Origin of the sequence: Methanosarcina sp., assembly GCF_028693135.1 — an archaeon.
GTDB lineage: Archaea > Halobacteriota > Methanosarcinia > Methanosarcinales > Methanosarcinaceae > Methanosarcina.
This window is the reverse complement of sequence record NZ_JAQUVZ010000038.1, coordinates 22,302-34,743: the sequence shown is the minus strand read 5'-3', so window position 1 is coordinate 34,743 and position 12,442 is coordinate 22,302. Positions and strand designations below refer to the sequence as shown.

The 12,442-nt window shown below is 43.5% G+C and carries 10 protein-coding genes; 6 read left to right on the top strand and 4 right to left on the bottom strand.

What is annotated here, in order from left to right:
* Window positions 1–263, bottom strand: a 263-nt coding sequence (locus PHF18_RS14000) for a DUF4277 domain-containing protein (RefSeq protein WP_300103951.1), incomplete at its 3' end; no start/stop codon positions are given.
* Window positions 264–720: 457 nt separating this feature from the next.
* On the opposite strand from PHF18_RS14000, the gene PHF18_RS13995 reads away from it, so the two are divergent.
* Complete coding sequence (locus tag PHF18_RS13995) at window positions 721–885, top strand: hypothetical protein (protein ID WP_300103949.1); 165 nt, start codon at window positions 721–723, stop codon at window positions 883–885.
* A 94-nt stretch (window positions 886–979) separates the two neighbouring features.
* A complete protein-coding gene (locus PHF18_RS13990) occupies window positions 980–3,328 on the top strand; it encodes a DUF3160 domain-containing protein (protein ID WP_300103947.1) in 2,349 nt (782 codons plus the stop codon).
* 352 nt (window positions 3,329–3,680) lie between these two features.
* Here PHF18_RS13990 and PHF18_RS13985 read toward each other — a convergent pair whose 3' ends face one another.
* A complete protein-coding gene (locus tag PHF18_RS13985) occupies window positions 3,681–4,085 on the bottom strand; it encodes a hypothetical protein (protein ID WP_300103945.1) in 405 nt (134 codons plus the stop codon).
* 292 nt (window positions 4,086–4,377) lie between these two features.
* Here PHF18_RS13985 and PHF18_RS13980 point away from each other — a divergent pair, with 292 nt between their 5' ends.
* Window positions 4,378–6,741, top strand: coding sequence for a DUF3160 domain-containing protein (locus PHF18_RS13980; RefSeq protein WP_300103943.1), 2,364 nt, complete (start codon window positions 4,378–4,380; stop codon window positions 6,739–6,741).
* Window positions 6,742–6,884: 143 nt separating this feature from the next.
* Here the strand turns inward: PHF18_RS13980 and ccsA are convergent, their stop codons facing one another.
* Both ccsA and PHF18_RS13970 read right to left on the bottom strand, forming a co-directional pair.
* Window positions 6,885–7,946 carry a cytochrome c biogenesis protein CcsA gene (gene ccsA, locus PHF18_RS13975; RefSeq protein WP_300103941.1) on the bottom strand — a complete coding sequence of 354 codons (1,062 nt, stop codon included), beginning with the start codon at window positions 7,944–7,946 and terminating at the stop codon, window positions 6,885–6,887.
* A 24-nt stretch (window positions 7,947–7,970) separates the two neighbouring features.
* Window positions 7,971–8,990: a cytochrome c-type biogenesis CcmF C-terminal domain-containing protein gene (locus PHF18_RS13970; protein ID WP_300103939.1), complete on the bottom strand. Its 1,020-nt coding sequence runs from the start codon at window positions 8,988–8,990 to the stop codon at window positions 7,971–7,973.
* Window positions 8,991–9,258: 268 nt separating this feature from the next.
* On the opposite strand from PHF18_RS13970, the gene PHF18_RS13965 reads away from it, so the two are divergent.
* From PHF18_RS13965 to PHF18_RS13955, 3 genes are all read left to right on the top strand, one after another.
* Window positions 9,259–9,807 (top strand): CDP-2,3-bis-(O-geranylgeranyl)-sn-glycerol synthase, encoded by a 549-nt coding sequence (locus PHF18_RS13965; protein WP_300103954.1) that lies wholly within the window; start codon window positions 9,259–9,261, stop codon window positions 9,805–9,807.
* A 207-nt stretch (window positions 9,808–10,014) separates the two neighbouring features.
* Window positions 10,015–10,578, top strand: a complete 564-nt coding sequence (gene pyrE / locus PHF18_RS13960; RefSeq protein WP_300103937.1) for an orotate phosphoribosyltransferase — start codon at window positions 10,015–10,017, stop codon at window positions 10,576–10,578.
* 750 nt (window positions 10,579–11,328) lie between these two features.
* The gene (locus PHF18_RS13955) at window positions 11,329–12,432 is read left to right on the top strand and encodes an RNA-guided endonuclease TnpB family protein (RefSeq protein WP_300103935.1); all 1,104 of its coding nucleotides are present in this window, start codon (window positions 11,329–11,331) and stop codon (window positions 12,430–12,432) included.
* Window positions 12,433–12,442: the final 10 nt, after the last annotated feature.

Sequence of the window (12,442 nt, the reverse complement as noted above, 5' to 3'; positions counted from 1 at the left end):
AAAAGCCTTTCAGTAGAAATGTTTTTGAAAAAATCAGGAAACAGGTACAGACGTTGCCCTATGAAACCAAGACCATTGAGTACCATGGCAAGGATGCAAACTGAGTGAGGGACATTGTGATCCCTTTTTTTTGGAAGTTTCTCATCTATCAGTTTGTCAACTTCAAGTTCTCTGAAAACTCCAGCCATAAGACCAAGGTGACCTAAGAACCTTGTACGTTTTAAGGAGGATTCAACTCTTCGACTGCTGTTTTTCTCTGCCATGGGAAGACCAGGGAATAGATATAAAATTAATAATATTAATTTATATGTTTACCTGCCGAAGGCAGGTTTTAACCTCCACTCACTTAATTAAAAATTTATTAACTTATAGTTAGTTACCTTTCCGTTTCTGGCAGAAAACATTCAACTCCATGCTCTGAAAAATGTCTCAACTTTTTTCACACTGAATCAAAAAATATTCACCTTTATTTTTTGGGATGGCTTTTCATGGAGACTTTAATAAACAGAGGAAATAATCATTACCATTATCATTAGACTGTCTGTTTCAAAACATAACTTCAAAATAATTTGAAGTTTAATAAAAAATAAATGATTTGTGGAAAAATAAATAACTAAAGAGAAACAACTAATTATAGGGAATCAGGGTATATTTTAATGTCTTAAATAAATAATTTGAAAATTTTAGATACCAAAATGGGAGAACAGGGGAGAAAATAATTTGAACAGAAGATTCCATATTCTACTATTAATAGGGGCTTTGTTACTTGTTGCAGGCACGCTTCTTAATATCACCAGAGATCCACTTATCTTGAGCTCAGGAGCTGTGGCTGCATTATTCATGATTCTGCTTTTCAGAATAGATCCTCTGAGTCCTAACGACTAACAGGGAAAAAGAGGGTTTTTCTTATTTACATAAGAAAAACTTAATAACTTTACTTTCAAATTATTTTTTACTGGTTTTGTCTGAGGTATAGATAATGAACCGTAGAATCAAATTCGCATCAGTCTTCCTGATGCTTTTGCTTTTTGTTTTTTTTGCTGGCTGCTCCGGTCAGGAGACAGAGCAGGACACGCCCGGCTACGCCGCAGATGTGCTCAAAACGGAGTATGTAACTTATTCGGGGATTCTGGGGCAGGGCGCCTTCCTGCCGGGAAATTATAGTCTGGAAGCCCTCGATGTCGAGTTAAAAGCACCTTCTTATGAGTTACCCCTGGAAAGGGATAAAATCTCCAACTATGCAGCCTTTTCTGCCGGAATTCCTCTTGATGAATCAGCTCTAAAAATGCTGGAAAGTAATGGTTTTGTGGTAATAGAAAATCCTTACAATCCCGCAGAAGAGGACATAACTTCAATGTACGTGACCCTCAAAAAAGAGGAAATTCCTGTTTTCATTACCACGGATTCTCTTCTGCACCTCTATCACATCCAGTTTGATGAGACCCTGCGCCAGATAGAGGAAAAGGAGTTTTATGATACTCTCTGGGAGACCGACCTTGATTTGCTGAACAGCTCGGTAGAAGAATATAACAGTGCTTCTAACAGTGCTTCAGGAGAATCAGGAGAAGAAAAGGAAGCTGCAAGAAGAAACGCAGCCTACTTTGCGGTTGCTTTGAGCCTGCTCCAGCCGAAGCCCTCACAGGTACAGGCAGCAGAAGACCCTTACGGTTTTGTTGACGCGGCTCTTTTCCCTGCAGGTTCAGCAGAACAATATCAGTTTGAGGTCCCATCGTTTGTAAAAGAAGAGGTTGAAGCTGAACTGGCTCTGATCGAAGCTCACGGTGGTTTTGCTCCTTCTCCGATTTTCCTGTACGAAGAAGACTATTCCCAGTATGTGCCAAGAGGCCACTATACCCGCTCTGAGAAGCTGCAAAACTATTTCAGAGCTTTTATGTGGCACGGCAGGATGAGCATGCTCCTGAAGGGCGGACTGATAACGTCCGAAGCCCCTGCAAAAGATGCCCGCATCCAGACCATCCAGGCAAGCCTGATTTCTTCAAAGCTCCAAAACGAGCCTGAGCTTCTTAAAAACTGGGACAGGATCTACGGGGTTACGGCTTTTTATGTGGGCTTTTCCGATGACCTGGGGCCTTACGAATACATGGAAGCCATGGACCAGGTCTTTGGCAATGGAGAGAGGGAGTTTAATGAAATAGCAGTAGAGGAGTTAAAGGCTGTACTTGCCGAAAACCAGGGTCCGAAGATCTACGGAGGCACAGGAAACTGTGTCCTTGAGCCGCCCTTCACTTCGGAACAGGCTGACGCATGCCTCGAAAATACCACAGGTTTCCGCTTCATGGGGCAGCGCTTTATCCCGGACTCTTACATGTTCTCAAACCTGGTCGGAGCCTATACAGGAGAATATCAGGGAGAAAGGGATGCCCCTTTCACTCTCGTAATCTCAGGAGCTGGAAGACCTATCCGCGGCTTCCCGCGCGGGCTTGATGCAATGGCTCTCCTTGGCTCAGGAAGAGCTGTTTACTGGCTTGATGAACTGAACGATTCCAGTTACGAAAATTACAGTGTCCAGTACAGTGGACTGGATTCGGAGTTTGCGAACTTCAGCGCAGCCGAGTGGAACCGGAACCTCTACTGGTCCTGGCTCTATTCCCTTCAGCCCCTCCTGAAAGACTATGGAGAAGGATACCCGACTTTCATGCAGACCGATGCCTGGCAGGATAAGGAACTGAGTACTTCACTGGCTTCCTGGGCCGAACTAAGGCACGATACCATTCTCTATGCCAAACAGAGTTACACCATGACTGAAAGCGCAATGCAAATGCCGCCTGAAGAAAAACCAGTTGTCGGCTATGTAGAGCCGGTCCCTGATTTCTACGCCAGGCTGTTTGCCTTAACGAAGCTGACAAACCAGGGCCTGGATGAAATGGGCGTGCTTGAGCCTGCATCAAAAGCAAGGCTTACAGACCTTGAAACTATACTTTCCAGGCTTCAGGCAATTTCGGAAAAGGAACTCGAAAACGAAGAACTGACTGAAGAAGATTATGAGTTCATCAAGAATTTTGGGGACCAGCTTGAGGGAGTCATAACTGACGTCGACGATAAAGCCAGAAAAACCACAGTCGTGGCTGACGTCCATACCGACGGCAACACGGGAGCTGTACTCGAAGAAGGAGTAGGATACGTGGATATGATCGTGGTCGCGTATAAGCTTCCGGACGGCAGGATTCTTGTAGGAGCCGGACCCGTTATGAGCTACTACGAGTTCAAACAGCCCATGTCCGACCGCCTGACCGATGAAAAATGGAGAGAAATGCTGAAGGCAAACCCGCCGGAAAAGCCGGAGTGGGTTTCCACATATACCTCTTAATTTTGCTCTCAACTATTTTTTAATTTTTTTAATTTTTTTATTTTTTTCAGCTTTTGGTGATCCCTCATTAACTGTTTGATCTATTCTATACCCGGAGCTGGAAGCTTTCAATCCGTCTTCCCCACGCCGCGTTGGGCCTGGGCCGGTCTGTCAGCCAGATAAAAAATAACCAAAAAAGCGACACCGTAATAAAAAGAAGCAAACATTGAAGGAAAACCCCCGGAACCGGGAGAATAATTTTATTATCAGTCGAATACCCCGCTAGCTTGCTGCGGGGATGGAAAACTTCCCCGATAACCGTTAATGATAATATGTAATTTATCAATTCCATTTTCCGGTTGTTAACTTCTACTCAAACTAAAGTTTTTAGGGTTATTGTTTTCTTTAACGAAATTTGGAGCGATGGCGCGAACATACCCCGTTGCTTACGGCGGGGTGCGCCAGCGCAACTTTGATTTATCCGGGAATGGCTTTTCAATTTACAGGTAAATATCAGCGCCTCCGCCAGCTTGTCTGGTGGCCCTATCCAGAAAGTAGAAAGAAGCAAAAAGAAACAAAAAGAAACAAAAAAATTACAGGTTTCCACGGTTACTTCTACATATTTTTCATAGGTGTGCTCAATTGTTTTTACTTTCCTGCTTTTATATTCGTCCTTTTCTTTTTTTGGCGGGAAAAACCGCTCTCCTGCGTCGAGCGGAACAAGAACGGTTCGGAAACGGTTCTGTATAGCGAATAGGGTTGTAAGGATCAGAAACATTTCTTAATTTTTCTTTTTATTCAAAAAAGTCAACCAGGTAACAGGGAATGGACAGTTTTTTATTTATCAAATTTTGTAGCTGGATATGACTACTGGATTTTGAATAGATTGAAATATTGTAATGAGAATAACATATGGAAAAGTTAAATTTTTAAAAAGTTTGACCCCCTATACGAACCTTTGGTTGCAAAACAGGAATAATCTGAAACTTGACTTCGAAGGTAAAACCCCACCTTTTCTGAGCGAGCAAAGCTCGAATCAGATACTGATCCAAAGCGACCGAGATGAAATAATGAAGAATCTAACTCAGACAGTTGTAACTCTTTTGATGTTTCTTATTTTTTTAGTCTCCCTTTTTACAGGAGGATGCCTGGAGCAAAGTTCCGGGTTAAGCGGGGAGAACGGGACAGAACAGAAAGAAGATTTAGACAATAATAAAAACGCTTTGACGGGTCATTTGAAAACCGAAGCAGTAAATCTTTCCGATTTTGAGACCGGAAATTCATCGCTTGCAGGAAACTACAGGCTTGAAGCCCTTGATATAGAGCTGAAAGCTCCCCAGTATGAACTGCCCCTGCAGGAATCGGATGTTACGAATTACGGAGAGTTTTCTCAGAAGTTTTTGACAGATGAGGCAGCCCTGGAGAAGCTGAAGGAAAACGGATTTGTGGTAATTTCCAACCCTTACAACCCGAAGGAAGAAGATATCACTGCTATGTATGGCAGCCTTGAAAGAGAGGGACAGCTAATTTTCATAACTTCGGATACTCTTCTCCACCTCTACCACGTCCAGTTTGACGATAGCATGAGCCAGGTCGAGCAAAATGAATTATATGGCCTTTTGTGGGAACTCGATAAAGCCCTGCTTAACGCATCTGTAGAGGATTATAACAGCGCATCAGGAGAAGAAAAAGAAGCCGCAAGAAGAAACGCAGCCTACTTTGCGGGTGCATTGAGCCTGCTCCAGCCAAAAGAATATCAGATCATGGAGATTAAAGACCCTTACGACCCGAAGGCAGGAACATACTTTGACCCGGCAGTAAAGGAAAAATATCAGTTTGAGATTCCTGCATTTGTAAAAGATGATGTCGAAGCTGAACTAACTCTTATCGAAGCTCACGAAGGCTTTGCTCCCTCTCCGATTTTCCTGTACGAAGAAGATTATTCTCAATATGTGCCCAGGGGACACTACACTCACTCGGAACTCCTGAAGAATTACTTCGGGGCTCTCATGTGGCATGGGAGGATGAGCATGTTGCTTAAAGGAAAATTAATCCGGGCCGAAGACCCGGAAAAAGAAGCCCGTATCCAGACAATCCAGGCAAGTCTGATCACCTCCCGGTTTGAAAACAATCCAGATCTCCTTCAGAAATGGGACCGGATCTACACGATTACTGCTTTTTATGTCGGTGTCTCCGATGACCTGGGACCTTATGAATATATGGAAGCAATGGATACAGTGTTTGGAAACGGGTCAAAGAGTTTTAATGCAACAACGATAGGAGAGATGAAAGTAGAACTTGCCGGATACCGGAGCCCGGAGATCTACGGAGGCACAGGAAGCGGAACTCATGAACCCATTCTAACGGCCGAACAGGCCGATGAACTCCTGGAGGATACAAAAGGTTTCAGGTTTATGGGCCAGCGTTTTATCCCGGACTCCTACATTTTCTTCAGGCTCACCGGCCCCTATACTAAAGAGTACACAGGAAATCCGGGACATATGCCATTTACCTATATAGATTCCTTGTACGGAAACAACAGGGGCTTCCCGCGCGGGCTTGATGCGATGGCTCTCCTGGGTTCGGAAAGGGCTGTTTACTGGCTCGACGAACTGGACGATTCCAGTTACAAAAACTACAGTCTCAGGTACGAGGAACTGGATTCGGAGTTTTCGAACTTCAGTGCAGCCGACTGGAACAGGAACCTCTACTGGTCCTGGCTTTATTCCCTCAAGCCCCTCCTGAAAGACTACGATTCAGGATACCCGACCTTTATGCAGACCGAAGCCTGGCAGGACAAGGAACTGAGCACCTCGCTGGCTTCCTGGACCGAACTCAGGCACGATACAATTCTCTACGCTAAGCAAAACTATGTAATGGAGTCGGAACTTCCTGTGTTTGGGGACAAAACCGTAGGGTATGTTGAGCCTGTGCCTGAATTTTATAACAGGCTGCTTGCCCTTACCCGAATGACTGCAGACGGGCTTGAAGAACTGGATGCGCTTGATGAAGATACAGGACGAAACTTTGAAAGCCTCGCGAGCGTCCTGGAAAAGCTTATCGAGATTTCCGAAAAGGAACTTGAAAATAAGGAACTGACAGAAGAAGATAAACTTTACATCTTCAAGTTTGGAGAAAGAATCAAAACGAGCGTGAGTGTCGACGAAGACGCTAGAAAAACTATCCTTGTTGCAGACGTCCACACCGAACCAAATGACGAACTCGTGCTTGAGGAAGGGACAGGATATGTGGATATGGTGATTGTGGCTTACAAGCTTCCTGACGGCAGGGTTTTCCTAGCTGCAGGGCCTGTTATGAGCTACTACGAGTTCAAGCAGCCCATGTCCGACCGCCTGACCGATGAAAAATGGAGAGAAATGCTGGAGACAAACCCACCGGAAAAGCCGGAGTGGGCCTCCACTTACATTTCTTAATTTTTTTTCAGATATACAAATTGTCTCAAAACCATTTTTTCACTCTCAGTACCTGCATTTTTCAACACACACAGGGCACAATACCTGCAGATATGAATCTTCAACCCATACAAAATAGCGAAGAGCCTTTATTCCTCACTAATTTATTCTTCGCTAAAATACTTCCTGGCAAGGAGAAACGTGCTCGAACCTGTAAGGATCAGCAGGAAGAGGGCAATTATCATCCCTTCTGTTGTGAAGTCCTGCCAGGAATGCACAGATACCCACAGCCCGCTTCTTGTGACAAAGGTCGAGAAAATGACCAGGATAAAAGAGACAAGTGCAAGCATAGGGAGCATGAAAGCATATTCTCCCTGGCGGATCCTTAACTTTGCATGCAGATAAGCTGTTGCCGTAAGCCAGGGAATGAGGGAAGAAGTTTCTACAGGGTCCCAGGTCCAGTACCAGGCACCCCAGCCAAGCACTTCATATGCCCAGAATGCTCCGAATCCGATCCCAAGAGTAAGGAAGAGCCAGGAGACGCGCATCCAGCCTGTTGCAAGTTCAGACCACCTGTTGTCCTTGAGAACAAGGCCTGCAATTGCAGCAGCGAAAGGAAGGGTGAAAGCTGCATAGCCGAGGAACAGAAGAGGGGGGTGGATAGCCATCCAGAGGTTCCTGAGTAGAGGGTTCATGCCCTGTCCGTAAGAAACAACGAAAGGTTCCACAAAGAGGTTCCAGTTTGTAACTTCAGGTATTCCTGCACCTGTTACATAATACATTGAGAAAGGGTTTTTCAACGCCAGGAGCAGCAGGAATACCGAGGCTACAAAGAGTGAAACCGACCTCATAAGGGCAAAGAGATTTGTTTCCCGGAGAATTTTACCAGTGCCTGTAAAACGCGTTATGGCGAGCATTATGAAGATAAAACCTGTCCATATCAAAAATGACCCTTCCTGTCCTGCCCAAAGCGCCGAAAACCTGTAGATCCAGGCAAGGTCAGTGCTGGAGTGCTGAAAGACATAACTGTATTCCGTGTCCACAACAAGCAGATGGTAGACAAGCAGAAATATCGCGATTAATATGCCCGATCCTCCTGCAAGTTCCAGCTTTTCGGAAAGGACAAGAAATTTCCTGTCCTGCCTGAAGAAGTAAAACAGGGAAGTTAAAAAAGCAAGCAGTCCGGAAGCTCCCGCTATCCAGATGAGCCCCATTCCAGTATTCATGCTATCACCATCTGCACACCCGTCTCATACATTTTTTTTACTAACTCGCTTCTTTCTATTAGCGTTTTTGTTTTCATCTACCTGATAACTTATTTCAGAAGAGCGGTTTCCAGAAAGACCATCTCCTGAGGTACCTTTTTCTCTCAGGAGAGAATCCGAGAGGAAGAGTATCAGGATGCCCAGTACCATCAAATAAAATCCACCCCAGAGAGCGGTCATGAAAGGCACCTTCCGGATATAAAGTTCCACGGTCTGGGCTTTTGTATCCACGGATTTTGGGGCAATAAAAAGTTCTTCCAGAAGCCCTCTGTGAATATAAGTTTCGGTGTAGGACTGTTCCCACTTGAAATCACTTATATACCTGATCTGTCCGCTGTCAAAAGGCTGGCCCCACCTGTACACATCAAAATCTATGGTACTTACGTAAGCTGAGCCAGGATAGCTCCCGTAGGGGTCCCCTTCAATTCCAGATGTGATGTTGGTAACATAAACGCTGTAACCCATAGACTTAAAAGTGCCCACTTCTCCCATGGGTACAACAGCAGAATCTTCAAGCTTCATGTTCGTGCTGAAGAGAATGCCAACAAGAAGCAGGACTGCCCCGAGGTGGATAATATGGGAACCCGCCCTTCGCAGAGTTCCTTTCAGGGTTTTTTCCCGTAAGGAAAGCAGCCTGTACACAACCGCAAAAAAGGCTGCTGCAAGAAGTGGAAATGCAATATTAACAGGCAGGCTTGAGAAGGGAGAGAAAATTACCGAGAGCACAGAACCGACAGTTCCAATCCCAAGGACAAGAAGGCCTTCCTCTTTCCCTGCGCTTCGTATTAGAAGACACAGGGTCAGCAGCATGACCAGAGCAAGGGTTGGCAGAGCTGCACGCAGGTTAAAATAGGCAGAATCGAGAAGGATTTCTTCTCCTGTACTGACCCTCAGGATAAAAGGGGTTAAAAGCCCCATTGTTATCAGAGCTGCGAGCAGCACCAGGACAAAGACCGTGGCAAGCAAGGTGCTGCGAACTGTGAGAATATTGTTGAGCGGCTTCATAAAAAACCTTGAAAAATGTGATCTAATATTATAACTTAATAAAATAAATACTATTAAATAGGGATAATATTTACTTAAGCACATTATTTAAACGTACCTGAAAAAAGTTGAAGAATACAGGGAGAGGAAAGCGGAAAATAATCCTCTGGCTAACTTTGTAAACAAGTCATACATAAAAATAAAAAGGATAAGGATATGGAAGGAAGTTAACTTCTGTCTTAGGAAAGAACGAACCGGAAATTAGAGAGTTGATACTACGATCGAGCTGATAATCAAAGCATTCTGGCTGATGATTCCTGCATACCTTTCCAATCCCTTTGCAGCCGTCTTTGGGGGCGGGAAACCAATTGACGGAGGCAGGACGTATAAGGACGGAAGAAGGTTTATTGGAGATGGAAAGACCTATAGAGGGCTTTTTTCAGGCATATTTTGCGGGTTTCTTGCAGGATGCGTTGAGATCTGGCTGAGTACGAAGGATTTTGAGATTATGGGAATTGAAATGCCCACTTTTGGCCCGGACTACGCAAGCGCTCTGATAGTTGTCCTCGCCCTTGCCTCCGGCGCCCTTTTCGGGGATATGTTCAAGAGCTTTTTCAAGCGCAGGATGGGCCTGAAAAGGGGAGCTTCCCTGCCTCTTGTAGATCAGCTGGACTTTGTTGTGGGAGCCTGGGTTTTCACATACCTTGCATCCCCGGAATGGTTCGTGAACAATTTTACCCCCGGAATCGTGCTTACCATCCTCATAATGACGCCTCTGCTCCATCTTACGACAAACATAATCGGATACTTTATAGGTGTGAAAAAAGAACCCTGGTGAAAATTTCCTGGGAAAATTTTCGGGGAATATTTATGAAGATCCTGTACTAAAAAAATTGCATAAAAAGATTTGAGAAAAGCCCTGCATAACTACTGAGGAAAAATCACAGGAAAAATCAGAGGAAAAAAACTTAAAAAACTTAAAAAACTTAAAAAAACGTAAAAAAATATTTATAGCGCTGATAAGGCTGCAAACACCGGTGAGATAATGAGTCAATCAAAACCAGATACCGAAAACGAATTCGAGATACAAAAACAGGAACTGATCGCAGCCCTCAAAGCCTGCGGAGCTGTCCGCTACGGGGACTTCACGCTCGCCTCGGGAAAGAAAAGCAAGTATTACATAGATATTAAGAAAGCCAGCACTGACCCTAAAACCCTGAAAATTATTGCCAGGCAGGCGGCCCTCAGGGTAAGGGAAATGGATGTGGACACCGTTGCAGGTGTGGAACTAGGAGGAGTCCCTCTGGCAACCGCGGTTTCTCTGGAAACTGAGCTCCCCCTGCTGATAGTCAGGAAATCCGTCAAGGACTACGGCACAAAAAGCAGATTTGTAGGAAACCTGAAACCCGAAGACAGGCTTGTAATGCTCGAAGACGTAACAACCAGTGGAGGCTCGGTTAAGGATGCGATCGAGGTAGTCAGGGAGACCGGAGCCCGTGTAAAATACGTAATCACCGTCGTGGACAGGGAAGAAGGGGCAAGGGAAAAACTGAAAGAAGTAGAAGCTGAACTTGTGCCTCTTGTAAGTGCGAGTGACCTGTTAAAGTAAGGTATAGCCTGTTAAGTAAGGGAAGTGCTGGCGCACTTTCCTGAACCTCATTCGATTGTATTCAGCCTGTCAGCCAGAAAAAACAACTGCCTAACTCATAATAAGACTATTAAAATATCTTGAATGCTATAGAGAAATATCCTACCTTGAACGAGAGATACTTCCCTTTATCTAGAATCCGTTTTTCACTTTCAGAGTCATAACGTGCCTCCACCAGTTTGTCTGGTGATCCTTCAAAAAAGAAGAAAGAAGAAGGAAGAAATCGAAAAGAAAAAGGAAGAAGAAGCTTGGAAAAGCAGTAAAAATCAATAAAATAAGACGTAATAAGGTTACTTTTCAGGTACATTTCAAGTACAATTTTGTCCTGTCTTGACTGCATTCTCACAAGCTTTTACTTCAATTTTGCTTTGTGGCTTTTCTTTTTGTTCTATTTTTGGGAAAAGCCACTCTCCTGCGTCGAGCGTGACAAAAATGGTTAGGTAAAGCGAATGACGTTGTATGGGTCATAAATATTTAAGTAGTCCTCTTGAGCGAAGCGAAAAGGACCGCAGGCTCCCGAATCGCAATTCGGGCGAGTCGCAATTTGGAAGAAAAGACATCCATTTATCTCCCGAAGCGGGAAGACTCCTTCCTCGGACAATCCGGTAGAACCGGATTGGACAGGTGGGAGATGAGAGCGTCAACTTCCCCACAATCCGAAGATAATAATTTCGTATATCTCCATATAGTTACAAAGAGTATATTATAAAGATGCTTCGAGGTAACAGATACCGAATTTACCCTAATAAGGAGCAAAAAGCTCTTATGGAAAAACACTTCGGTAGCTGTCGTTTTGTCTATAATAAACTCCTTGAAATCAAATCGTTAATGTATAAAAAATTCAGAATAAGTCTCTCGGAGTTTGACCTTAATAATCACCTCTTAGTTTTGAAAGAAGTGTATCCCTGGTTGAAAGAAGTTAATGCAGGAGCATTGCAACAAGCAAGTAGAAATCTGAATAAAGCTTTTACAAACTTCTTTAATTTTGGATTTGGGTATCCTCAAAAGAAAAAGAAAAAAGATCACCATTTTTCCTTTCAGATTCCTCAACACTATAGTCTTGATACATCTATTTCCAAAGTTTTGTTGCCTAAGTTTGGTTGGATTAAGGTTAAGATGCATAGGGAAATTAGCAAAGGAAGTTTGAAAACTATAACTATATCCAGAACACCAACAGGAAAATACTACATAAGTTTTCTAACTAATGATGGAGAAAAACTTCCCGAAAAACAAGAATTTTCTCATGCTACCTTGATTGGAATAGATGTAGGAGTTACGACTTTCGCTACTCTTTCTACCGGAGAAAAAATTGATAACCCAAAATTCCTGAAAAACTCTCTTGAAAGATTGAAATGTTTGCAAAGAAGAGTTTCTAAGAAAGTTAAAGGTTCGAAAAACCGGAGAAAGGCAGTCTATAAACTTACGAAAATCCACGAAAAAATAAGTAATCAAAGGCATGATTTCCAGCATAAAGTTTCAAATCGGTTAATCAGCGAAAACCAAGCAATAGCCGTTGAAACTCTCAATATTAAAGGATTAAAGAAAAACCACAAATTAGCTCAGGTTATCAGTGATTCAGCATGGTATTCTTTCGTACTGAAATTAACGTACAAAGCTGAATGGGTAGGAAAAACTATACTGAAAATAGGCATGTTTGAACCTTCCTCTAAAATCTGTAATGTTTGTGGTTATAAACTTAAAGAATTAAGTTTAGATATTAGAGAGTGGCAATGTCCTGATTGCAAAAATACGCATGATAGAGACATTAACGCCGCTATCAATATTAAGAAAATTGCTGTAGGGACTACAGTTTGAGCCTGTGGAC

Coding starts and splice junctions, on each gene's coding strand:
- PHF18_RS13990 (WP_300103947.1), top strand. CDS start 980: ATGAACCGTAGAATCAAATTCGCATCAGTCTTCCTGATGCTTTTGCTT.
- PHF18_RS13985 (WP_300103945.1), bottom strand. CDS start 4,085: ATGTTTCTGATCCTTACAACCCTATTCGCTATACAGAACCGTTTCCGA.
- PHF18_RS13955 (WP_300103935.1), top strand. CDS start 11,329: ATGCTTCGAGGTAACAGATACCGAATTTACCCTAATAAGGAGCAAAAA.
- PHF18_RS13980 (WP_300103943.1), top strand. CDS start 4,378: ATGAAGAATCTAACTCAGACAGTTGTAACTCTTTTGATGTTTCTTATT.
- pyrE (WP_300103937.1), top strand. CDS start 10,015: ATGAGTCAATCAAAACCAGATACCGAAAACGAATTCGAGATACAAAAA.
- PHF18_RS13970 (WP_300103939.1), bottom strand. CDS start 8,990: ATGAAGCCGCTCAACAATATTCTCACAGTTCGCAGCACCTTGCTTGCC.
- ccsA (WP_300103941.1), bottom strand. CDS start 7,946: ATGAATACTGGAATGGGGCTCATCTGGATAGCGGGAGCTTCCGGACTG.